Consider the following 23,994-nt stretch of genomic DNA (forward strand, 5'->3'; position numbering starts at 1 on the left):
GGAGCAAAATCAAAATGATAATTAAATTAGAAGATGTAGCTCAATTTATATCCGGAAAAGCATTCACCTCAAAAGATTTTACAGATACTCCTCAAAGTGAAAGAGCATTGCCAATTATTAGAATACAAAATGTTAATAGCGAAGAAGCTGAATTTAAATATTGGGATAAAGAATATGAAGAAAAATATATTGTTAATAGTGGCGATTTATTAATGAGTTTATCGGGCGACTTTAAATTAAAAATTTGGAATGGTCCTAGAGCATTATTAAATCAAAGGGTTGTGAAAATAAAAGTAAAAAAAAATGTTAATAAATATTATCTTTTCAAATATTTACAGAGTAAAATATATATATTAATGAACATGGGGAATAGTTCAATTATAAACAATCTATCATTAAAAACACTGAAAAACTTTAATATAGAATTACCGAATTTAACAATTCAAAACAACATAGAGAAAATTATTCAAAAGTTAGATAAACAGTTGTTAAAAAGAAAAGAACAACTAAAACTTTTAGATGAATTAGGAGAGAGTTTGTTTAATGCGACTAAAATAAAGCTTAAAAATATAAAATTAAGTGATGTTGTAAATGATATATATGCAGGTAAATCATTGGCAAGTAAAGAACCATCAAATTATAAAGTTATTAAAACAGGTGCTGTTTCTTTTGAATATTTTAACGAAACAGAATTTAAATATTTGCCTAATGATTATATTCCTAACAAAAATCATTTTATAGATAAGGGTGAATTACTTGTAAGTAGAATGAATACATCAGAGTTAGTAGGTGCAGTTTCATATGTATTTGATTCAGTTAAAAATTTAACCATACCTGATCGAATTTGGAAACTTATTTTAGATAAAGAACAAGTTAATCCAATATATTTGTGGTATGTTTTAAATGAGTCTACTTTTAGAAAACATGTTACTAATATAGCAACAGGTACAAGTGGTTCGATGAAAAACATCTCACAAAAAAATTATCTAAAGTCTCGTGTGAATTTACCAGAAGTTAATAAACAAAATGAATTTGCTGAGAAAATAGAAAAAATTGAAGAACTGAAAAAACAATGTCAAAAAAGCTTGGAATACTATGAAGAATTGTATGAAACATTGTTACATAAAGCTTTTAATGGTGAACTATTTAATGAGTAAATTGAACAAAGGGGTAATTGGATGAGAAACTTTGATTTTATTGCACAAAAGAAAAAATATAAAGATTTTGCACTAATTGCTTGGAAGCAGAACAATCATTAATGATAAGTCCAAGTTCTTGTGCGATGTTAACGCGTCGTGCGCTTGAATTAGCGGTAAAATGGATTTATCGATTTGATGATGATGTTAAGATTCCTTATCGTGATAATTTATCAAGTCTTATTCATAATAGATCATTTATTGACATTATTGATGATGATTTATTACCTATGATTAAATTTATTATTAAGTTAGGTAATTCAGCGGCTCATACAAGTGTTCAAATTACACGTGATGAAGCAGTTTTATCATTGAACAATTTGTTCCAATTTATTTCATGGATTGATTATTGTTATTCAGATGAATATACTGCTGGAACATTTCAAGAAAATATTCTTCCTCAAGATGTTCTTAAATCAAGTACTGGACCAGAATCTTCTATAGATATTGAAGTGACAATGGGTAAAAAGGATAAACCATTAATAGAACAACGTGTACAAGATCATCAAATTAGAATAGATACATCAAATCAACGTCGCGAACATATTGAATCATATGATTTTGAAGCAGCTACCCCAACTGAAATGAATACACGTAAAATGTATATTGATTTAGATTTAAAACTTGCTGGTTGGGTATTTAATCGTAATATGCAAGCAGAGTATCCAGTAGATGGAATGCCAAATGATTCTGGAAAAGGATATGTGGATTATGTCTTAAGAGGGGACAACGGTAAAATCATTGGTTTGGTAGAAGCCAAAAGAACAACTAAAGACCCAGAAACAGGTAGACATCAAGCTACTTTATATGCTAACGCGATAGCACAAGAACAAGGGTTGAGACCAGTTATCTTTTATACAAACGGATTTAGAACATTTATATTACATGATGATTATCCTTCCCGTGAGGTTTCAGGTTTTTATACAAAAGATGAGATTGAATTAATGATTCAGAGAAGAACTATTAAAAAAACTTTAGTAAATTATGAAATTAATAATGATATTACAAATAGATATTATCAAAAAGAAGCAATCACAAATATATGTGAAGCTCTTATGAATAAACAACGTAAAAATTTATTAGTGATGGCCACTGGTAGTGGGAAAACACGTACTGCTATTTCAATTGTAGATGTACTAAGAAAACATAATTGGGTAAAAAATATACTATTTCTTGCTGATAGAACTGCTTTGGTTAAGCAAGCAATGAGAAGTTTTAATGCATTAATGCCAGATTTATCTATGTGTAACCTTTTAGATAAAAAAGCTGACCCAGAAAGTAGTAGAATGGTATTTTCTACTTATCCAACTATGATGAATGCAATAGATAATATTAAGTCTAAAAATGGTGAACGTTTATTTACAGTAGGTCATTTTGATTTAATAATCATTGATGAATCACACCGTAGTATTTATCAAAAGTATCAAAGTATTTTTGATTATTTCGACAGTATGTTAGTAGGGTTAACAGCAACACCTAAAGATGAAGTTGATCGTAATACTTATTCTTTATTTGAGCTGGAAAATGGTGTTCCAACATATGCTTATGAATTAAATCAAGCAGTTGATGATGGATATTTAGTTGAATATAAAACACTTGAATCTAAAACGAAATTTTTAGAAGAAGGTATAGTTTACGATGAATTAAGTGAGGTAGAAAAACGAGACTATGAAGACATGTTTGATGAGGAAGAAGTAAGAGACATTGATAGTAGTGAAATAAACGAATTTTTATTTAATGCCAATACTATTGATAAAGTTATTGAATCATTATTTGAACATGGATTAAAAGTCGAAGGTGGAGATAAATTAGGTAAAACCATTATCTTTGCTAAAAGTCATAAGCATGCAATGGTCATTAAGGAAAGATTTGATATGAAATATCCTAATTTAGGAAGTCATTTTGCCGAAGTTATCGATAATACGATTAATTATCATCAAGACTTAATCGATAATTTTTCAGTAGTTGATAAATATCCTCAAGTTGCTATATCTGTAGACATGCTTGATACTGGTATTGATGTTCCAGAAGTCGTAAACCTAGTCTTCTTTAAAAAAGTACGTTCTAAAACAAAATTCTGGCAAATGATTGGTAGAGGTACTAGACTCTGTGAAAATTTATATGGGCAGGGAATTGATAAAGATGGTTTCTTAATATTTGATTGGTTAAATAATTTTGAATTTTTCAGAGTAAATCCCAATGGTGTTGAATCTACAATAGGTTTGAATTTAACGCAACGTATTTATAATATGCGTTTAGATATTGTACGAGAACTACAAGATTTAAAATATCAACAAGAACACTTACAGGCATATAGAAAACTACTTATTGATGAATTAAGCGGACAAGTAAAATCGTTAAACCAAGAAAGTTTTCGGGTTAAACAGAATATTCAGTATGTAGATAAATATCGAAATGAAGATAATTGGAATGCTCTAGCTGTTCTTGAAACTAATGAAATAAAAGAGCGCGTTACACCATTAATTGAAGCTACAGAAGAAGAGGAATTAGCTAAACGATTCGACCTATTAATGTTAACAATTGAACTTGCGGTTTTAACATCAGATAATGCAGCTGCTCCTATTAAAAAAGTAATGAGTACAGCAAATGAGTTATCTAAATTAGGATCAATTCCACAAGTTAATAAACATGCAAATTTAATAAAAGATGTTCAAGATAAAGAATTTTGGGATAATCCTTCAATTAGAAGTTTGGAAGATGTTAGAGAAGCTTTACGAGATTTAATTAAATTTATAGAAAAAGAAAAGAGAAAGATTTATTATACTAACTTTGAAGACGAAATTATAGAACAAACATCAGGAGAACCGATTATGGATGTGAATGATCTTCAAAGTTATAAAGAGAAAGTAAATCATTATATAAAAGAACATAAAGATCATGTTGCAGTATATAAACTTTACCATAATAAAAAATTAACAAATAATGATATAGAACTTTTAGAAGAAGTATTATGGAAAGAATTAGGTACTAAAGAGCAATATGAGAAAAACTATCCAGAAAAACCTATTACTGTTTTGGTAAGAGAAATAGTGGGCTTAAATAAACAAGCTGCTAATGAAGCATTTTCAGAGTTTTTAACAGAAGGCAGATTAAATGTTAATCAAATACATTTTGTAAAAAAGATTATAGAATACATATCTCACAATGGTATTTTAGATAAAAACGAATTAAAAAGAGATCCATTCAGACAATATGGTAGTGTCACTAAGTTATTTAAGGATAATCAAGATGATGCACGACAAATCATGAAAATCATTGATTATATTAATGAAAACGCATCGATGAATTAAAAAAGTCCAAATTAAATATTATTATAGTGTTAAGTAATTGATTATTTTGAATCAAGGAGATGATATTATAGGAATTTTTGAATGGTTTTGGGAATGTGTTAAAGATATTCCCAAAAGTTACGTTACAGGTTTATTAACGGCTTTTTTATTAATGGTTTTAACAACAGCATATAAGAAATTAATTAATAAATTCGATAAATTGAGAGAAATAGTAACAGTGATAAGACCATTTATTTTACTAAATAATACAATTAACAATAAAAGCAATAACAAAATTTTATCTATTGAAAGGGCACCAAAAATAAAAAAAGATTATCAAAAAGATAGTGAGATTAAAGTATTAAATAAGAAGGATGACAATGATACTTTAATAATACTCATAGTAATAGGGTTTATAGGTACCATTTATTTTGGAGAACAATTCAAAGATAATTATTTATACATTCAGAAATTATTATTTATTATTTTAGATATAATTGCTATGTTAGTTTTTATAACAATACTTAAAATAGTTGTAACACGAAGCTTATATAAAACAACATTAAATTTTTTGTTAGTTAGCATTATATATATATTATACGTCAATTATATAAATAAATTATTGCCAAAAATTGCGTCTCAAGTTCCTAATAAATTAAATTTGCATAGAATAATAGACATTGGATTTACAGCTTACACCTTACTAGGGATTTTGATATTATTATTGGGTTTACTTTATATTTTCATATTTTTATTTAGAATTTTAGCTATTTACATCGAAAAAAGAACTTCAAATTTTATTTCTAGATTTATAATCATTAAAACCCAAGTATGTGAGAAAACCTTTGTATGTCTATTTTTCATCATATTTTTGACAGGATTTTCATATTTATTGTCAACGGGAACCTTATATAATTGGATTTTATTACTTCAGAATAATTGAATAGAAATGAGAATTATCTAAAATAAATTGTTGAATTTATTTATATATAGTATTTTTAAAGAGAACAGATGAAAAAATCACACCAGATAAGATAAGTGAGCGATTTTCCAATTTATTATTGTTAGCAGTTAATGTTTGTATTGGTCTCATTGCGATAACACTTGTTATATTTTTATTTACTGAGTGTTTTGGTTTCTTTCAAAACCTGTTTTTACAAGATAAAGATTTGAAATATAGTCAAGTTATTGAAGATTTATTAGTCTCATTTATGTATATTGAGTTTATCTTATTGATTATTCAATATTTTAAACATAATTATCATTTTTCATTACAATACTTTATTTATATCGGTATTACTGCGATTGTGAGAATCATTATTGTAGAACATGGTGATGCTACAGAAACTATTTTATTAGTCGCAAGCATATTTATCTTGACGATTTCATTGTATTGTTTAAGAAAATTTACCATCGATTAAACTAAAAAATATAGAATTTACTTTAAAGGGAAGTATGTGTGAAAGCACAGCTCCCTCTTTTTTTTAGAAATTATAAGAAACTGAATTTAGATGAATCCCCAGATTTCAATGATTATTATTATCTTTTTTGTCGCTTGGTACTAAGCAATAAAGCGTAAGTAATATTGTAAATAATATGCTGAAATATTTTTCAATACTGTAAGGTATATTAGTTAAAGCACTAACAATAAGAACAGTTATTAAATCTACAAGCAAAAGTGTGAGATAAATACGTTTTCTTGTTTTCGTTTCACAATATCCTTCCTTTTCCAAACATCTAAACACGATTTCACAATTCACCCTTCAGAACGAACCACTGTTTCTTATATTTATAGATCAATGATTTTGGTAGGTGACAGTAGTCATCTGGATAGCATTCAAGTCTATTTTGATACATGTCAGCGCTTTTAACGTGACGATCTTTATCTTTAATCACAACATAAAGACAATTCGATAAGGAACAAGCATCAGTTTCTTTTATTGCCTTATTTAATTAATCTAAGCTATAAATTTTTATTTGTTAAAAGTAAATAAATGTTATTGATGGACATTCGTTTACACGGATGATCTTTTTATTGATTTTCGATCATTTTATCGAATAACAATAAAGGGTGTGGAATAATGGACATCAAAAGAAATACTATGTGGTTAGAAAAAGGTACACAAATATTATGTATAGGGATAATGTTACTATCTATAGGAGTTTCTATAAGGTCTTTAGTTAGATATAATAATTTATTTGAAACAAACTTATTACATGTTAGTATCAATTATCAGATTTATGCGCTTATTTATATTGCTCAAACAATTTTACTATGTGTAATAAATATACTTGCAGTAAAATTAATGCATAACACGCATAAGCAATTAAATTTTTCAAATGGTAACTTTTATATAATTGTTTCTTTGAGCTTTTCATTAATGTTCTATTCACTTTTAACCAATATTAATAGTTTTCTAAATATAGGAGAGAAATACACTAATGTATTAAATAGTGAGAATATGGGTAATACAATTATACTTACTGCAGGTTCAGTTTTAGGTGTTTTATCTGCTATATATTCCAAGAGTCAGAAAATAAAAGAAGAAAATGATTATACAATATAGGAAGATAATATGATAAAGATTAAATTAGATGAAGTATTAAAAGAAAAAGATATTTCCCTAACTGAATTATCAAATGCAGTTGATGTGACTATAGCTAATTTATCGATATTAAAGACAGGTAAAGCAAAAGCTGTTCGCTTTAGTACACTTGAAGCGATATGTAATTATTTAGATTGCCAACCAGGTGATATTATTGTAAATGAATAGAGGTATCTAAAGTATTAATGATTAATAAAAATTACTATTTCAATAAAGATCAATTTAGTTTATGATCATTGTATTATAAATATAACACCCCCTGTTAACCAAATGATTAACAGGGGATTGTTATGTGTTGAAATTGATTATGATTCTGTACGTTTTTCTCTTTGTGCTTCGAATTCATCTAGTAATTCGCGTGCTTCAGCGATAGATTGTGTGTTCATTAATTGATGTCGTAGTTGGCTCGCACCTTTAATGCCACGTACGTAAATTTTAAAGAATCTACGTAAACTTTTGAATTGTCGGTCTTCATCTTTGTCATATTTTTGGAATAATGATAGATGTAATCGTAATAGACCTAGTAGTTCTTCGCTTGTATGTTCGCGTGGTTCTTTTTCAAAGGCAAATGGATTGTGGAATATGCCTCTGCCAATCATCACACCATCAATGCCATATTTTTCGGCAAGTTCAAGTCCAGTTTGTCTATCTGGAATATCGCCATTAATTGTTAATAAAGTATTAGGTGCTACCTCATCACGTAATTGTTTAATCGCTTCAATTAATTCCCAATGCGCATCAACTTTACTCATTTCTTTACGTGTACGTAGATGGATCGATAAATTCGCGATGTCTTGTTCGAAGACATGTTTTAACCAATCACGCCATTCATCTATTTCATAGAAACCAAGACGTGTTTTAACACTTACCGGTAGACCTCCCGCTTTCGTTGCTTGAATAATTTCAGCGGCCACTTCAGGTCTAAGAATAAGGCCAGAACCCTTACCTTTCTGAGCAACGTTTGCAACAGGACATCCCATATTTAAATCAATGCCCTTAAATCCCATCTCCCCTAAACCAATACTCATTTCACGGAACTGTTCAGGTTGATCGCCCCAAATATGCGCTACCATAGGCTGTTCATCTTCACTAAAAGTTAAGCGACCACGCACACTGTGAATCCCTTCAGGGTGACAAAAGCTTGCAGTATTCGTAAATTCAGTGAAAAACACATCAGGTCTCGCAGCTTCACTTACCACATGACGAAAGACAATATCTGTCACGTCCTCCATAGGTGCCAAAATAAAAAATGGCCGTGGCAATTCACTCCAAAAATTTTCCTTCATAATATATTTAAACCTTCTTCTTTATTAGTATCTCGCATTTTTACGCATAATGATATTACCACAAAGGGGGGAGATATACAAAGTGAAGTTGACTAAAGCATAAACTTGAAACAAAAGGATGAATAGTAGAATGAATTAAAAAACACTATACAATTTTTTATATTACAGGAAAAAATAAAGAGAATATAGTATAATTACATTAATAGGTAGATGATAAGAAAGTTGTCATATTTTAGGACATGCTGGCTATATTATGTATAGTGAATGTCAAGTTTATAGACACTAAAATGTTTGTATTTACCTTGATTTAAAAAGGTTTGTGAATGATGCAAATCGAAGAATACCCCGAAGATAAGGGGACGAGAACCAAAGACAATTTCTATGAATGAGATAGAAGTTGCCTTTTTTCTATATAAAATGACTATTTCAAATATATTTTAGGATATAGTTTTATTAAGAAACAAATAATCATAAATAGTTTAAAATTTCAGTCTGATCAGAATATTATTAAGCATAGTTAATAAATTAATGATAGGAGAGATAGGATGGAAATTAATTTAGAGCACCCAGTGTATAAAGTTCAAGTTTCAATGAAATTACTTACATCTCAAGGCGTTCCCGGGACACTATATTTACTAAAAGACGTGATTTATTTTGAAGCAGATGGATTACTGAAAGGTTCAGAGATTAAAAACGAATTTCACTTTAATGAAATAAAGAGTTTGAAATTTGGTTTATCATTTAGTCCGTATAGAATAGTAATAACCGAAAACAATAATGAAAATTGGATATTTGATTACGTGTCACGTAAAGAAGGTAAAAAATTTGTAGAATTATATGAGGCTATCAAAGAAAGTAACTCATAGATAACGCGCAATAGTAAAAATGCCAATTCACCTTTAATGATAGGTGGATTGGCATTTATTTTATAATTATGGCTTTCTACAACTCACACTATTGATCAGTCACTTTTTCGTTTCTTATAGCATCGTTTAATAGGTTATCCCAGAAGCCTTGGAATTGCTCGATTGAGATGCCGTTTTCATCTTTTTGTGTTCCGACAAAGTCGCCATGGTCCCAATCGTGTTGGACAGGTGTGACTTGCCATACGCCTTTTTGAATTTGATCTGTAGCATCGACATATTTTTGATTAGATGGATGTTGTGCCGAAATTACTGATACTAGGCCGTCATTTTCTCGCCAAGCTTGATCGTCTAATTTACCAATCACATTTGTTGTTGGTAAATATTTAATATTCATATGACTATTACGATGATGGATACCATTTTTATCTGGGTCAGATGATTCGCCAGTATATGTTTTATAAACTATTTTTGGATTGAGTGACGTATGATTATTCAACTCTTGTGCACCTTCAGTTGTTAAATCATAGAATCCATTATCTTTTGTCTTCCATAAGCTACTATTTTCAACGCGTTTCACGTAGTCGATATAGGTTTCATCAGGTCTCTGTTTTAAGCCCCATTGAGTTAAACCAAGATCGGCACGAGAGAATTTATTACCTTGTGATTTCGCAAAATCATAAACAGCTTGTCTTACAATCGCTTCATTACCTAGTAAATCAGAGGCGTGTGTACCGTTATGAGGTGACGCTAACGTAGTAATGGAAGAAATCATGTTATCTTGTCCACCTTTATATAATGGTGAAATCTCACCACCATGTTGCTTTTGATATTCGATTTCTTCAGGATTTCCATTACGTAACATTTCTTCTAATAAACGAACAGTTTGTCCACCCATACTATGGCCGATTAAATGAATTTTCTGGCCTGGTTTCCAATCTCTATAGGCCCCTGCATAAGACTTGCCATAACGTTCATGACCATATTTAGCTGCATGTGCCGCACCATAATCTACAGTGCCACCTTTGATATAGTAGTACAATTCAACCGCACGATCATAATTACTACCTAATGCACTTACACTAGCTTCACTCACGTTATAACCTTTTGCACGTGCTTCTTGTGTGATGTTAAGACGTTCGCCACCCCAATAATTACTATCTCCTAAACCAGGTCCATTATCAGCTGTAAAACCATTAAATCCATGTACAAGTATAATAGGGTCATGATTTTTATATTGTTGTTGAGGCGCTACCTTATTCGTCTGATCTTTAGTAGGTTGAGTAGCCTGTGCTTTGGATTTGTTGTTATGTATGGCTACCGCATTTTTAGTTAATGTATTTAGACCATCTTTAGACTGATCATCGCCATTATCTGTAGGTGTACTATCTTTAGTCGCTTGTTTATCTAGGTTATCTAAATTGATATGGCTCTCAGTCGATGTTGTGTGATCTTGTTTAGATGAATCTAGTGAATGAACTGGCACCTCTTGTGAAGCACTAGAATCTTTAGCTGTAATGTGTTGTGTTGTAGATAGTTGTTGTTCTGATGATGACTTTGAAGGTGTTACATTGACATCTTTATGTGTGTCAGTCTGCGGGACCTCTTGTGTACCTTGTTTCTCTATAGATGAATCTTCTTGTGATACATGTTTATCTTTTTGAGCATTATCCTCAACAGGTTCTTTAGAAGACTGTTCTTGTTTATCTGCTTTAGATGTTATATTTGACTTTGATGGTACAAGTTTTGAATCTTCATTAGGTTTAGATGTTTCATCAATATCTTGCTTTGAATTAGTAGGTTCTTGTTTGGTTGGAGTTGATTTGTCATTTGAAGCTGGTGCCTCATTTGAGTCGACTTCAAGAGATTGTTCTGAATTGTCTTGAGATGACGTTTGATCTGTATCATTTGTCTTTGTAGTTTCATGTGAAACGTCATTAGTTTTATCAATAATATGTTTAGAATTTTCGTTTGTTTGATTAGTTGATGTATCCTGCATTTTGTCAGTGTCTTGATTTGATGTTTGTGTCGAATTCGATTCAGGACGTTCAACATTCGTATTATTTGTATCAGAATCTTTCGCTTTTGTTGGTTCTGAAGGTTGTTGTTGTGTTTGATTAGAGTTAGATGATTCAGTTGTTTCTTTAACATTTTGTACAGTAGTTTGATCTTGTGATTCAGTTTCTGCTGCTTGTGCAGATTCCGCTCCGACAAATAACATAGATGCAACGATGATTGAAGATGCACCTACACTTAACTTACGAATACTATAAGAATTCTTTCTGTTTTTCATGTTATTAGCACCTCTATCTGTTAAATCTGGATTATGAGCAACATTTAATATGAAATGCCGACAGATTAACAACGTACTTCAGAAAATCCGACGACACTCCCATCATAAATTAAGATTATGAACGTAATATAAATTTCTCTTTACAACTTCTTAAAGTTCCATCAAACAAAGGTAGGGGTGAGTAACAATACGCTTTACTTATTGTACAGTTTTTTGTACAATTTATTAAAAGGAGGTACAGATTATGGCAATAGTATCGTACTCAATAGCTAGAAAAAATTTTAGAAGTTTAATAGATAAAGTTAACAATGATTCAGATGCGGTGACTATAACAACTAATGATAGCAATGCTGTACTGATTTCGGAGTCAGATTACAATGCGATGATGGAGACATTATACCTCCAACAATCCCCTGCTAATGCCCAACACTTGGCTAAATCTATAGAAGATGCTGAGCGTGGAAATACAATAGAGGTAGATTTAGAATCATATGAGTAGATTAAATATTTTATTTACACCTGATGCATTTGAAGACTATAAATATTGGCAAATTCATGATAAAAAATTATTAAAAAAGATTAACCATTTGATAAAATGTATAAATCGTAATGGCCCACTCGAAGGTGAAGGAAAGCCTGAAGCTTTGAAAGGTAATTTTAAAGGATATTATAGTAGAAGAATCAATTTTGAACATAGGTTAGTTTATAAAGTACATGATTCAGAAATAATTATTGTTTCTTGTAAATATCATTATTTTAAATAATTTACTATGTCTCTAAACAACAGATTGATGTATTTGAGTTCAAGGGAGAGGGACAGAAATAATATTTTCTTAAAATTTATTTCGTTGTCCCACCCCGGCAAGGGTGACTAGAAATGAAAAAGCTTGGTACAAGCACATTTTCATTTCAGTCAACTACTGCCTAAATATGAATGTAACTTGAAATATATATTTATGTCCGAGACTGTTTTAATATAGATGTGTAATGATCCAACCTATTTCCCATACGAATTACATATTTCCTCATAAACCATGTTATGATAAAATATTTTAAAGCGCTTACATTTTTCTAAAAATTAAAACGATTTGGTATTTTAGTATTTTGTAAACAAATGCAATATCGTCGTTTCATTATTTAAAGGGGGATGTTAATCATGCAAGGGGATAGTATGTGGTTAACGATTGTTGGTTTAGCAATTATTATTTCAATTGTAGGATTGCTAATTGCTAAGAAGATTAGTCCGGTTGTGGGTATGACATTGATTCCATGTATCGGTGCTTTAATTTTAGGCTATAGTGTTGCCGATTTGGTTAAGTTCTTTGATAAAGGGTTAGCGCAAGTGATGAACGTTGTCATTATGTTCATTTTTGCGATTATTTTCTTTGGTATTATGAACGATAGTGGTCTGTTTAAACCACTTGTGAAGCGGTTGTTACTGATGACACGTGGTAATGTAGTCGTCGTTTGTATTATGACGGCATTACTTGGAACGATTGCACAACTCGATGGCGCAGGTGCGGTGACATTTTTATTATGTATTCCTGCCTTATTACCATTATACAAAGCATTAAATATGAGTCGCTATTTACTCATTTTATTATTAGCGCTCAGTGCAGCAGTGATGAATATGGTGCCTTGGGGTGGTCCAATGGCGCGTGTCGCAACCGTTTTAAAAGCTAAAAGTGTCAATGAATTATGGTATGGTTTAATACCAATTCAAATAATTGGTTTTATTCTCGTTATGTTACTTGCAGTGTATTTAGGTTTTAGAGAAAAGAAACGTATTCAAAAAGGGATTGCAAAGGGAGAAATTGAACAAACTCAAGATATTGATATACATAAACTTGTTGCGCATTATGAACATGAACAAGATATTAAGTTTCCAGTAAGAGGTCGTGCCAGAGAGCATAGGTCTATTAAGTGGATTAATACATTGTTAACTTTATTAGTTATGGTTGCCATGTTAACGAATATCGCTCCGCCAGAATTCGCATTTATGATAGGTGTTTCTATTGCTTTAATTATTAACTATAAGAGTGTAGACGAACAAATGGATCGCTTAAAAGCACATGCACCTAATGCATTAATGATGGCTGTTGTCATTGTAGGAGCAGGGATGTTCTTAGGTATTCTCGATGAGACGGGTATGCTTAAAGCAATCTCTACAAGTTTCATTCATATTATTCCGCAACCAGTCGGACCGTATATTCACATTATTGTAGGAATCTTTGGTGTACCACTTGATTTATTAACAAGTACGGATGCTTACTATTTCGCATTGTTACCTATTGTTAAGCAAACAGCCGCTGAATTTGGCGTATCACAAGTGTCTACTGCTTATTCAATGGTGATTGGTAATATTATAGGTACTTTCGTAAGTCCATTTGCGCCAGCAGTATGGCTTGCACTTGGTTTAGCCGAAGCCAACATGGGCACATATATTAAATATGCCTTCTTCTGGGTATGGGGCTTTGCTATTGTATTGTTACTTATTGCAATGTTAATAGGTACAGTAGCCTTTTAACTACAGGGAAGTGTTAAGGCAGTCTAAAAAATAAGCGTAGTACAGAACATGATTGTTAAGTACTACGCTTGATTTATATGGTCATTAATATATTATGAATAAAATGCGTCAAAGACTTGATCGATATCTTTAGCTGCGTCTTTGATAATATCTTCTTTAGGTAAAATGGATGTACCTTGTGCACGTGCAATGTAGAATTCATCAAAGCCCATAACTTCTTTGAACATTTCTCTTAAATAATGGTATGAAAATTCAAGTGGTGTATAACGATCTTCATTGGTATAAATACCGCCACTTGCTTGTAATAGTAATGCTTTATAATCATCTGTCATTAGTCCAACTGAGCCATCGTCTGTATATTTAAATGTTTCTCTAGGAATCATAATATTATCGATGTAATCTTTTAAACGAGATGTGATATTGAAGTTGTGTAATGGTGTCAAAATCACAATACGATGATGTGCTTTAAATTGTTGTACTAAAGATGTAGATTTGTCAGCAACTTGTTGCTCTTCTTCAGATAACGGTGTACCCGCGCCAAGTTTATTCCACACGTTTAACAATTGCTCGCTATCAAGACGAGGTAATAAACCTTCATATAAGTTAAGTTCTTCAATCTCTCCATTAGGAAATGCTTCATTATATTTTTCTAAAAACATAGCTTTCATTTGAGCAGTATAGGTACTGTCATTATTAAAATCAGGGTGTGCGTTAATAAGTAACGTCTTCATAGTTAAATACTCCTTTGTATGTAATATGACAAGTATACACGGTTATCTGTTTAAAGACTATAATCGGCATTATTATTTTTGAAAGTAAATGTACATAAAAGAGGAGTGGATATCAAATAGAGCCACTCCGAATCATTGTTATAGCGTTTTATGATTACCTAAATTGAAACAGGTAAATTTATAAGAAATATCCAATTAACAATTGGGGATATCTCATCTTATAGTTTATTTATTAATAAGGCGTAGTTGCCAATTACCTATAATTTTAGCAAGCATTTTATTAGGAACAACATTTAAAAACTGTCTTTCTATTTTGTGTAATAGTGTTGGTATAATCACAAGTTCATTATTTTGCATTTTATAGAATGTATGGTTAGCAACAGTTTGTGGATTGCTTGCAAAGGCAGATGAAGATTTACCGGCATTAGCAGCCCAATTGGTATCTAAAGGCCCAGGGCATAAAACACTAACATTAACATTAGTATCTAATAATTCGCCATACATAGTTTCGGTTAATTTCATCACATAAGCTCTACTTGGTCCGTAAACATTAAAATAAGGATCAGGTGTCATAGCCCCTAGAGATGCTACATTTAAAATTTTTCCACTGTTTCGTTCAACCATATCTTTTCCGAATAAACGTGATAATAATGTCACACTAGTAATATTTAATTTAAGGTTGGAAATTAATTGTTCTGTACCGATATCCACTAACTTACCACTTTTTCCATATCCCGCGTTATTAACTAATTGTTCTATTTCAATGCCTTTTTCGGATAATTTATCATATAAATGATAAATATCTTCAGTTTTAGATAAATCTGCAGGAATGACGATTACATTAATTTCATATTGTGCTTTTAGTTGATGAGCCAATTGGTTTAATTTATCTTCAGATCTTGCAACTAATACTAAATTAAAGTGATGTCGTGCAAATGTTTTACTAAATGCTTCACTAAATGCTTCACCTAAACCACTTGAAGCACCTGTTATTAATGCGTATTTACCTGCCCCGTCAATATGTTTATTTTTAAAATAAGTATTTAATTGATGTGCACCTATACCTACTGATAACAATGTTGCTATTAATTTTTTATTATTCATATAAAGACCTCCTTTATTTTTGTTGGTCTATTTTTATTGTGTAATGTAATAAAAAGAAGAAAGAAAAGTAAAACAATGTACTAATAAGTGTTAGAACATATAAGTTTTAAAGTTATCTCCTTTTACTTCTATAGACATAATATATCCATAGATAAAATAAGTCAAAAGATTAGATTTAGTCATTGTCTCCCATGTATATCGTTCAATTTCACACATTTTATTTCAACAAACACAAATATTTTCAACAGTTAGGAATAATTTAGCGTCTTTTAAGTAAAATGGTTTGCTAAGCTAACTAAAAATGATACAGTTTTTCGTGGACAATTTTAAGAAAGGAGTAGGGTGTCGTGTCGAGTAGTGAAATGACAATAGCAAAACGAAATACGATTGTAGTAGTGATGTTAATCAGTGCATTCGTAGCTATGTTAAATCAAACCATTTTAAATACTGCCTTACCAGCGATTATTTCAGGTTTAGGTATTCCTGAAACGACAGCACAATGGTTGATTACAGGATTTATGTTAGTTAACGGTGTCATGATTCCACTTACTGCATTTTTAATGGATAGATATTCTACACGAGGTTTATATATTTTCTCTATGGCTGCCTTTTTAATTGGATCTTTAGTGGCAGCACTTTCCCCAAACTTTAGTATTTTAATGGTGGCTCGTGTGATTCAAGCAATTGGTGCAGGTATTTTATTACCGCTCATGCAATTTACAGTGTTCACCTTATTCCCAGTAGAAAAACGTGGATTTGCGATGGGACTAACAGGTATAGTCGCACAATCTGCACCTGCGATTGGACCAACGTTAACGGGCTTGCTCATTGATGCGTTTAGTTGGAGAATGCCGTTTTACGTCGTCGCAACGATTGCTATTATTGCCTTCGTGATTGGTTACTTCTTCGTTGAAAACCATAGTTCTCCAAAAGATACTGCTTTAGACAAGATTTCTGTTGTATATTCTACCTTTGGTTTCGGCCTCATTTTATTCGCGTTTAGTAGTATCAGTACGTTGGGTATCACGTCACCAGCTGTAATCATTACATTTATATTAGGTGTAATCGTGATTGCCATCTTTACATTCCGTCAGTTAAAAATTGACCATCCATTGTTAAATTTACGTGTCTTTAGAAGTAAGACATTTACCTTATCAGCAGTAGCATCTATGTTGCTATTTATTGGTATCGTTGGTCCTGCATTACTCATTCCTATGTATGTACAAACAGGTTTAGGACTATCAGCAGTATTATCAGGGCTTGTGATTTTACCAGGTGCTGTGTTTAATGCATTTATTTCTGTTTATACAGGTAAGGTATTTGACCGTTTCGGATTACGTGTCCTAGTGATACCTGGCTTCACACTGTTGATTATTATGACGATTCTTCATACATTTTTATCAACAGATACGCCATTTTGGTATGTAGTCGTTATTTATGCGATTCGTATGTTCTCAGTCGGTTTATTAATCATGCCATTGAATACTGCAGGACTGAATGCATTACAATCGGAAGAAATTTCTCATGGTACAGCAATTATGAATTCATTACGTATTATCGCTGGGGCAATGGGTACCGCAGTGAGTATTACGATTCTTTCCATTGTATCTAAAAATGATTTAGCAGGTAGTCATACCAGTCAGTCTAAAACTGAAATGATGCGTGCAGCTACTGTACATGGTGTAGATGCAGCATTTATATTTACAACCATCTTGATTGTGATTGCATTTATTCTATGTTTATTCATCAAAGATAAGACAAAAACTTCTAGAAAATAATAAAATTATAAAGGAGTATTTGACATGAGTGTATTTACAAAAGAGGACCATTTACAAATTTTAAAAGATATCGTAGAAATCAAAACAGTGAATGATAATGAAATAGAAGTAGCAAAATATTTAAAAGATTTATTAGAAAAGCATGATATCAAAGCAGATATCGATGAAATTAAAGGTCATGACAATCGTGCTAACCTAATTGCTTCCATTGGTGAAGGTCACCCAGTCGTGGCGATTTCAGGACATATGGACGTGGTATCAGAAGGCGATCCTAATAATTGGCAATTCCCACCATTTGAATTAACAGAACAAGATGGCTATTTATATGGTCGTGGTACATCAGATATGAAAGCAGGCTTAGCTGCACTAGTCATTGCAATGATTGAAATCTATCAAAGTGGCGCGTTAAAACAAGGTACTATCAAGTTAATGGCGACAGCTGGAGAAGAAATGCAACAACTAGGTTCAGAACAATTATATAAAGAAGGCTATATGGATGATGTGGATGCATTAGTCATTGCTGAACCATCCGAATCAGGTATTGTCTATGCGCATAAAGGTTCTATGGATTATCAAATTGTATCTCGCGGACAAGCAGCACACAGTTCTATGCCTGTGGTCGGACAAAATGCGATTAAGCCATTACTAGATTTTGTGCGAAATATTGATGAGGAATACGAAGCCATTAGAAAAGAATTACAGTGTGAACAATTAGATTTCAAACATGTGATTGAGAGAATAAAAGGACGTGTGGGCGACAAAGTTGAGGAAGAAGAAATCGAGCGCGTCATTAATGGATTGGTTATTAACCATACAATTATTCAAGGTGGTAATCAAGTCAATTCTGTGCCTGATATGGCAACAACAGACTATAACATTCGTACCGTTCCAGAGTTTAATAATGATCAGGTGAAAGCTTTATTTAAAAAGCATATTGAACAGATTAATAACGAAGGCGGTCAACTGGAAGAAGACATGTACCTAGACTTAGATCCAGTGCTTACAACAGGGGAAAATCGTTTAATCGCGCTAGGTCAACAAGTGGCAGCTCATATTTTCAAGAGGGATGTCGTTGCAACACCATCAGTTGGTGTGACTGACGCATCTAATTTACTACGTGATAAAGATGAACATTTCTCATTCTTAATGTTTGGTCCAGGTACCGTACCACATCAAGTCAATGAACATGTAAATAAAGAAACATATCATCAATTCGTTGATTATTATATTGAATTATTAACATCATATTTAAATGAAGCTTAAATAAGAATGTATAGGAGTAGCTAGTGATTGCGTGATGCACGAATGATCAGAGGCTACTCCTTTTATATTATGATAATAAGAGTGGCGTAGAAAATAGGATGAGTAAGATGATATTTAAAACACCTAATAAACTGGTGACTAATTTGTGTTTACATTTTGAAAGTAAGGTTAATTGGATAATTATAGTAATGAAAATGAGAATAGCGCCTGGCCAATACCAGAACGAGAATGTAGAATTGTTAAATAAATTAGTGAAAAAGGTCGTATAAACGATAAAAAGATTCAATACTGTTAAAATAATAGAAGTGACATAGAGTAAGCGGGGGTGTTGATCATGATGTTTATCCTTTCTAATCATGTAGTTATATTAATATCATATTATATATGGTTAGTACTCAAATTTCAAATCAATTTAATTATTAAATTATATAAAAGTCGCTACGGTTATAGGAAAACGGGATTTTTAAAAAGGGAGAGAGATGTATGAATGAACGTAATGAGGTTATCATCAAGTTGCTAGATAGAGCAAATATTAAACCAGGCATGCGCATATTAGATATCGGATGTGCGACTGGGGAAGTCACTCAATTAGTAGCTGAACGTGTTGGATCACAAGGTGAAGTGATTGGTATTGATATGAATCAAACACTGTTGGAAAAAACAGTTGAAAATAATCAATATGATCATGTGTCTTATCAACAACATGATATTTATCAATTACCGGAAACATTAGGCCAATTCGATGTCATTATTGGTAGAAGGGTACTCATGTATTTACCAGATGTGGTACAAGCGTTACGTATATTAAAGGACTTTTTAAAAACAGAAGGTATATTCTGCTTTCAGGAAAGTGATGCTATTAATGGCGGTACGGGTGCAGATGAACTACCTCTACATCAAACAGCGATACAGTGGATATGGCAAACTGTAGCACAAGAAGGTGGCGATATTCATATCGGCCAAAAGTTATACAATTTGTTGAACGAAATAGGTATGAAAGACATTGATTACTTTGCGGAAGCGATCATTCATACATCCGACAACAATGATTTAGAATGGCTTGTTGGTATTATGTTACCTAGAATGAAGGCACATCATATTGTGGATGAGACCTTCTCAATAGAAACGTTCAAAGAAGAATTAAAAGCAGAGGCACAACACAATCATAGCGCCTTCATAAGAGATATGGCATACGGAATTATAGGGAAAATGAAGTAATAAAGAAGGGAGAGGGACAGAAATAAAATTTTCTTAAAATTTATTTCGTTGTCCCACCCCGGCAAGGTTGACTAGAAATGAAAAAGCTTGGTACATTAGACCGTCTTTGTAATTTATTACTTAGACGGTTTTATGCATGAACTTTAGTTCATGTATACCTCTAAAGCTTAATTTGAACACATGAGTCAATACGCATGTGTAAGTCATTCTAATTTCTCTAAGAAAAAGAATGACTTTACAGTCAACTACTGCCTAAACATAAATGTAACTTGAAGTATATATTTATGTCATAGCTTCTCTTTTATATATGGAAGGTATAATATTAAACTAGCTCAAAGACGTTTATGATACGTTGGCTTTAGTGACATATCCGTTTTCAATTGCAAACGCAATATGACCTTTGCCTACTTGATAACTATAAATGCCATCACCTTTCTTTTTAGCAGGTTCTGTTAATGGATTTTGATAGTCATAGTTATTACCATATTTTTGTTTCACTTGTTTTAAGCTAATTGAGTTTGGTTTTACTTTAATATCTACATTGCTTGCTTTGTGATTTTTATACTGTTGGAATGTTTGATCATAAATGACTTTAGAGTTAGTAGGTGCTTGATATTTACCGCTAACTTTAACACCATTGAACTCTAAATTATCCGCTTTTAAACCATTATAGAATGATTGGCTTAATAGAAAGTTACCTCCTGAAGCAGTGTAACCGTTATATTTATACCAATACTGTGATGACGCTGCGTGTGCTTGGTGAGATGATACATTATCTGTAGAAACGCTTACTCCTAGTGCTGTGCCTAATACAATGCTTCCCGCAACAAAAGTTTTAGTTAATTTCTTCATAAAGCATCACTCCTGTGTATTTTTTTGGTAGTGAAAACGCTACCAACTTTAAAGTACAACAAATTTATAAAAGATTCAAATTTAAAGTATAAAATGATTGTCGATTTTAGCGTAGGAATTATTAATTTAAAAAATACATTTTTGCATATACGGTATAAATATAAATAATTTCTGCTTTTTGGCCATATTTTTATAAAAATATAGTATAATTGTCTTGTATAAAGAAGTATTAATAATATATATTTGAGAATTTTTGAAAAAACATAAAACAAAGGGGATTTATCATTGAAGAAATTTTTATTTTTAAGTGGAACAGCATTATTACTTTTGTCAGCTTGTAACAATGGCGGTTCATCTAGTGATTCAAAAGGAGCATCGAAAGTAGAAGATACACAAAAGAGTGAAGACAGTAAAAAAGAGAACAATTCTAAGTCATCATCAAGTAAAGAAAGTTCAAACCAATCAAGCAAGTCTAAACAATCATCTACTAATGATATTTCGAATCTATCTGAAAAAGAAAGAATAGCGTTAATCTTTTTAGCTAACGAATCAGGAGAGTACACTTATACTAAAAATGATATATTGACGGGTAGATATACTGAAAATAACTCACAAGGAAAAGAAACAAAAACTTTGACTGAATTAAATATAAGTAAGGATGGTCAACAAATTCCGGGTGCACCTGCAGGCATGAAATTTTATAATGTTACACCATCAAAGGTTATGGCCGCTACAATTATTGGTATTAGTGATGACAAGATATATATCGGTGTTACTCAAAGTCAAATTCCTTCATATAAAGATGCCTTAAAAACTGGTGAAGAACACGATACGAAAGAAGTTTATAATAAATATAAAAGCGACAGTGCTTTAAAAACAATAGCTGATAAAATTAGCTTATACGATAAGATGCCTACTCCATCTGACGACGAAAGTGATGATGATTCAAGTTCAGACGACAATAGTTCATCTGATAGTAGTTCAGATTCTGAAGAAGTGACACGTGATAATGTCATCGATAAAGTAGAATCATACGAAGGAGAAAAGTTAGATACAGATACGTATACATTTAAAGAACCCGAAAAAACAAGTGATGGTAAATGGGGATTCTCATATGACGATAAAGACGGTAATTTAGCCGGCTCATATACCGTTGATACAGATGATGGCTATGTGACTAAATTTGATGAAAACGGAGACAAAATCGGTTCAGGATATTAGGACTTGAATTAAATTAGAAAAGTCCGCTAAATATGTAAAACTATATGTATGTCTTGATTGTTAACTAGATATAAAAAAACAACTCCCAGCCACGATAACAATCGCATGGTTGGGAGTTATTTATGTGTTTTGAGTGTTTAGTATGTTTCTGCCAAGGCATTGGTATGTGTAAGTGCATTAAATCGAATTTTTTAATAAGTGTACCAATAATAAAGGCGAGTACTAGACTTGTTATAGCTACGGCGATGATTGTAATCGCTGATGAAACTGGATTGTTAAAGCCAAATAAGACAATCGCACCTGCAATAGGTGTTGCCATACCTGTGACACCAATTTTAAGTCCACTAAATGCAATAATACAAGCATTGACCATACCGATAAGAGCATTCGTACCATATAAAACGGGCGCATATCTAACGATTAAATCAATTTGTGTTAAAGGCTCGATAAAGACTGCAAATCGATTTGGTTTCTCGCCAATTTTCAAAATGTTGAATAATGTGAAGTTTACAAATGACGCACCTGTACAAGTAATCGCACCAATGGCCATTGGGAGTCCTGTAAGGCCTAAGATACTTGCGAGAACCATTGAACTTAATGGCGTCATACTTGTAACTGGAATAATTAAGCCTAAGATGATCGCTAGAGCATATGGACTACTGTCGCCAACTGAGTTCACGGCACCTGCAATTTGATTTAATACGGCTGTAACACCTGGATTAATCAGTGATGCAAGTCCATATACTAATGCCGGTGCAATGAGTATCACTGCGATTAAATCTAAACCTTCAGGCACTTTCTTCTGAATCAATTTAAAAATAAATGCAACTATATATGAAGCGATAAATGCTGGTAATAAACTGAAATCCTTTAATACAAGACCGACGATAATAGCGAAGACAGGTGATACACCTAAATTGATGCATGCGAGTATACCTACCGCAATACCACCTAGACTACCTGCAGGGTACCCGATGTCTTGTAAGAATTTAATATGTAAGATACCACCGATTGCATAACTTAAGAATGCTTGGGGTAGGAATGTGGCACAAGCAGCACCAGATAAAGCTTGTAAGCCTTCCTTACCGTATGGTGCGAATTTAAGGAACAATGTCATAATGACCAACACAATAACGAGTGTTCCGACGCCTAATATAATATTCATGTCATTAAACCCCTTTAGTAGAAATAAGAATTGTTCTATAAAAAATCATTTGACAATTGTAACATAATGTTCAAAAAATTAAATCGCCCACAAAACATTGTTAATCAATATTTAATTTTTTTTGAAAATTCAAATGAAATGGTTGTTACCTTCCTTTAGAGTTGTATTGAGAGAATAGAAATGAAACAATATACTTCAATATTCAAAATAATATTTTTAACAATATAGACAAAAAAGATGGCAATTTACATGAATAAAATGATGATTTGGGGTATATAATAAACACGTAAAGAGGGGGAGATTGTCATGAAATTTTTTAAATTAGATTATCAACATCATAAAGATATTGTTGATGATAATGTGTTAACAATGTTTGTTCTTGCGAAAGACAAAGATGAAGTAGAAGCATTCGCAAAGAAATTAGGGTATGCGGTAGAAAATATTAAGAGATTAACTGAAAAAGAATTCGAACATGAAAAAGAAGTGACAGAACATTATAGATTAGAGCATGCAGATCAATATTTATAATGTTGTAATACGACAAATGAGGCATTAAAACGGGGAGCTGTGGATCATTCATCTACAGCTTTTTGAATATAAA

At 31.8% G+C, this 23,994-nt stretch carries 20 protein-coding genes and 1 pseudogene; 15 read left to right on the forward strand and 6 right to left on the reverse strand.

The window, feature by feature from the left end:
* Positions 1-14 precede the first annotated feature (14 nt).
* The 6 genes from ACZ267_RS06930 (at position 15) to ACZ267_RS06955 (ending at position 7,260) form a co-directional block, all read left to right on the forward strand.
* Entirely contained in the window at positions 15-1,157 is a 1,143-nt protein-coding gene (locus tag ACZ267_RS06930) for a restriction endonuclease subunit S (protein WP_052772691.1), read from the forward strand.
* A gap of 80 nt (positions 1,158-1,237) precedes the next feature.
* Entirely contained in the window at positions 1,238-4,507 is a 3,270-nt protein-coding gene (locus tag ACZ267_RS06935; RefSeq protein WP_463680297.1) for a DEAD/DEAH box helicase family protein, read from the forward strand.
* A gap of 46 nt (positions 4,508-4,553) precedes the next feature.
* A complete protein-coding gene (locus ACZ267_RS06940; protein WP_124747933.1) occupies positions 4,554-5,429 on the forward strand; it encodes a hypothetical protein in 876 nt (291 codons plus the stop codon).
* A 118-nt stretch (positions 5,430-5,547) separates the two neighbouring features.
* Entirely contained in the window at positions 5,548-5,907 is a 360-nt protein-coding gene (locus ACZ267_RS06945; RefSeq protein WP_251509935.1) for a phosphate-starvation-inducible protein PsiE, read from the forward strand.
* A 660-nt stretch (positions 5,908-6,567) separates the two neighbouring features.
* Complete coding sequence (locus ACZ267_RS06950) at positions 6,568-7,053, forward strand: hypothetical protein (RefSeq protein WP_052772690.1); 486 nt, start codon at positions 6,568-6,570, stop codon at positions 7,051-7,053.
* Between the two features lie 9 nt (positions 7,054-7,062).
* A complete protein-coding gene (locus tag ACZ267_RS06955; RefSeq protein ID WP_047210574.1) occupies positions 7,063-7,260 on the forward strand; it encodes a helix-turn-helix domain-containing protein in 198 nt (65 codons plus the stop codon).
* Positions 7,261-7,397: 137 nt separating this feature from the next.
* Here the strand turns inward: ACZ267_RS06955 and ACZ267_RS06960 are convergent, their stop codons facing one another.
* The gene (locus ACZ267_RS06960) at positions 7,398-8,378 is read right to left on the reverse strand and encodes a tRNA dihydrouridine synthase (RefSeq protein WP_058714271.1); all 981 of its coding nucleotides are present in this window, start codon (positions 8,376-8,378) and stop codon (positions 7,398-7,400) included.
* Positions 8,379-8,923: 545 nt separating this feature from the next.
* Between ACZ267_RS06960 and ACZ267_RS06965 the strand changes: the two genes are divergently transcribed.
* Entirely contained in the window at positions 8,924-9,244 is a 321-nt protein-coding gene (locus ACZ267_RS06965) for a hypothetical protein (protein WP_047210572.1), read from the forward strand.
* An 88-nt stretch (positions 9,245-9,332) separates the two neighbouring features.
* On the opposite strand, the gene lip is transcribed toward ACZ267_RS06965, so the two are convergent.
* The gene (gene lip, locus ACZ267_RS06970; RefSeq protein ID WP_047210571.1) at positions 9,333-11,534 is read right to left on the reverse strand and encodes a YSIRK-targeted triacylglycerol lipase; all 2,202 of its coding nucleotides are present in this window, start codon (positions 11,532-11,534) and stop codon (positions 9,333-9,335) included.
* Between the two features lie 244 nt (positions 11,535-11,778).
* Here lip and ACZ267_RS06975 point away from each other — a divergent pair, with 244 nt between their 5' ends.
* The 3 genes from ACZ267_RS06975 (at position 11,779) to ACZ267_RS06985 (ending at position 14,061) form a co-directional block, all read left to right on the forward strand.
* Positions 11,779-12,033, forward strand: coding sequence for a type II toxin-antitoxin system Phd/YefM family antitoxin (locus ACZ267_RS06975; RefSeq protein WP_002466398.1), 255 nt, complete (start codon positions 11,779-11,781; stop codon positions 12,031-12,033).
* Entirely contained in the window at positions 12,026-12,298 is a 273-nt protein-coding gene (locus ACZ267_RS06980; protein ID WP_047210570.1) for a Txe/YoeB family addiction module toxin, read from the forward strand. The genes ACZ267_RS06975 and ACZ267_RS06980 overlap by 8 nt, the downstream gene beginning before the upstream one ends.
* 392 nt (positions 12,299-12,690) lie before the next feature.
* Positions 12,691-14,061, forward strand: a complete 1,371-nt coding sequence (locus tag ACZ267_RS06985; protein ID WP_047210569.1) for a CitMHS family transporter — start codon at positions 12,691-12,693, stop codon at positions 14,059-14,061.
* Between the two features lie 92 nt (positions 14,062-14,153).
* On the opposite strand, the gene ACZ267_RS06990 is transcribed toward ACZ267_RS06985, so the two are convergent.
* Positions 14,154-14,792, reverse strand: a complete 639-nt coding sequence (locus ACZ267_RS06990; RefSeq protein ID WP_047210568.1) for an FMN-dependent NADH-azoreductase — start codon at positions 14,790-14,792, stop codon at positions 14,154-14,156.
* A gap of 225 nt (positions 14,793-15,017) precedes the next feature.
* Positions 15,018-15,896, reverse strand: a complete 879-nt coding sequence (locus tag ACZ267_RS06995; protein WP_052772689.1) for an SDR family NAD(P)-dependent oxidoreductase — start codon at positions 15,894-15,896, stop codon at positions 15,018-15,020.
* 347 nt (positions 15,897-16,243) lie between these two features.
* On the opposite strand from ACZ267_RS06995, the gene ACZ267_RS07000 reads away from it, so the two are divergent.
* The 3 genes from ACZ267_RS07000 (at position 16,244) to ACZ267_RS07010 (ending at position 20,155) form a co-directional block, all read left to right on the forward strand.
* Complete coding sequence (locus ACZ267_RS07000; RefSeq protein WP_047210567.1) at positions 16,244-17,674, forward strand: MDR family MFS transporter; 1,431 nt, start codon at positions 16,244-16,246, stop codon at positions 17,672-17,674.
* Between the two features lie 24 nt (positions 17,675-17,698).
* Positions 17,699-18,937 carry an ArgE/DapE family deacylase gene (locus tag ACZ267_RS07005; protein WP_047210566.1) on the forward strand — a complete coding sequence of 413 codons (1,239 nt, stop codon included), beginning with the start codon at positions 17,699-17,701 and terminating at the stop codon, positions 18,935-18,937.
* 483 nt (positions 18,938-19,420) lie between these two features.
* The gene (locus ACZ267_RS07010) at positions 19,421-20,155 is read left to right on the forward strand and encodes a class I SAM-dependent methyltransferase (RefSeq protein ID WP_463680298.1); all 735 of its coding nucleotides are present in this window, start codon (positions 19,421-19,423) and stop codon (positions 20,153-20,155) included.
* A gap of 342 nt (positions 20,156-20,497) precedes the next feature.
* Here the strand turns inward: ACZ267_RS07010 and isaB are convergent, their stop codons facing one another.
* A complete protein-coding gene (gene isaB, locus ACZ267_RS07015) occupies positions 20,498-21,007 on the reverse strand; it encodes an immunodominant staphylococcal antigen IsaB family protein (protein ID WP_079449158.1) in 510 nt (169 codons plus the stop codon).
* 285 nt (positions 21,008-21,292) lie between these two features.
* Between isaB and ACZ267_RS07020 the strand changes: the two genes are divergently transcribed.
* Entirely contained in the window at positions 21,293-22,228 is a 936-nt protein-coding gene (locus tag ACZ267_RS07020) for a hypothetical protein (RefSeq protein WP_047210563.1), read from the forward strand.
* A 130-nt stretch (positions 22,229-22,358) separates the two neighbouring features.
* Here ACZ267_RS07020 and ACZ267_RS07025 read toward each other — a convergent pair.
* Positions 22,359-23,393 (reverse strand): annotated as a pseudogene (locus tag ACZ267_RS07025) (PTS sugar transporter subunit IIC); the annotation flags it as partial.
* A 306-nt stretch (positions 23,394-23,699) separates the two neighbouring features.
* Between ACZ267_RS07025 and ACZ267_RS07030 the strand changes: the two are divergent.
* The gene (locus ACZ267_RS07030) at positions 23,700-23,921 is read left to right on the forward strand and encodes a hypothetical protein (RefSeq protein WP_047210562.1); all 222 of its coding nucleotides are present in this window, start codon (positions 23,700-23,702) and stop codon (positions 23,919-23,921) included.
* The last annotated feature ends 73 nt before the right edge of the window (positions 23,922-23,994 follow it).

It is taken from the genome of Staphylococcus sp. AC872, from assembly GCF_979255425.1.

What these genes read in the sequence shown, in the direction of transcription:
- ACZ267_RS06930 (WP_052772691.1), top strand. Translation starts at nt 15, where the DNA reads ATGATAATTAAATTAGAAGATGTAGCTCAATTTATATCCGGAAAAGCA.
- isaB (WP_079449158.1), bottom strand. Translation starts at nt 21,007, where the DNA reads ATGAAGAAATTAACTAAAACTTTTGTTGCGGGAAGCATTGTATTAGGC.
- ACZ267_RS06975 (WP_002466398.1), top strand. Translation starts at nt 11,779, where the DNA reads ATGGCAATAGTATCGTACTCAATAGCTAGAAAAAATTTTAGAAGTTTA.
- ACZ267_RS06950 (WP_052772690.1), top strand. Translation starts at nt 6,568, where the DNA reads ATGGACATCAAAAGAAATACTATGTGGTTAGAAAAAGGTACACAAATA.
- ACZ267_RS07030 (WP_047210562.1), top strand. Translation starts at nt 23,700, where the DNA reads ATGAAATTTTTTAAATTAGATTATCAACATCATAAAGATATTGTTGAT.
- ACZ267_RS06985 (WP_047210569.1), top strand. Translation starts at nt 12,691, where the DNA reads ATGCAAGGGGATAGTATGTGGTTAACGATTGTTGGTTTAGCAATTATT.
- ACZ267_RS07005 (WP_047210566.1), top strand. Translation starts at nt 17,699, where the DNA reads ATGAGTGTATTTACAAAAGAGGACCATTTACAAATTTTAAAAGATATC.
- ACZ267_RS06980 (WP_047210570.1), top strand. Translation starts at nt 12,026, where the DNA reads ATGAGTAGATTAAATATTTTATTTACACCTGATGCATTTGAAGACTAT.
- ACZ267_RS06995 (WP_052772689.1), bottom strand. Translation starts at nt 15,896, where the DNA reads ATGAATAATAAAAAATTAATAGCAACATTGTTATCAGTAGGTATAGGT.
- ACZ267_RS07010 (WP_463680298.1), top strand. Translation starts at nt 19,421, where the DNA reads ATGAATGAACGTAATGAGGTTATCATCAAGTTGCTAGATAGAGCAAAT.
- ACZ267_RS06990 (WP_047210568.1), bottom strand. Translation starts at nt 14,792, where the DNA reads ATGAAGACGTTACTTATTAACGCACACCCTGATTTTAATAATGACAGT.
- ACZ267_RS06960 (WP_058714271.1), bottom strand. Translation starts at nt 8,378, where the DNA reads ATGAAGGAAAATTTTTGGAGTGAATTGCCACGGCCATTTTTTATTTTG.
- lip (WP_047210571.1), bottom strand. Translation starts at nt 11,534, where the DNA reads ATGAAAAACAGAAAGAATTCTTATAGTATTCGTAAGTTAAGTGTAGGT.
- ACZ267_RS06955 (WP_047210574.1), top strand. Translation starts at nt 7,063, where the DNA reads ATGATAAAGATTAAATTAGATGAAGTATTAAAAGAAAAAGATATTTCC.
- ACZ267_RS06965 (WP_047210572.1), top strand. Translation starts at nt 8,924, where the DNA reads ATGGAAATTAATTTAGAGCACCCAGTGTATAAAGTTCAAGTTTCAATG.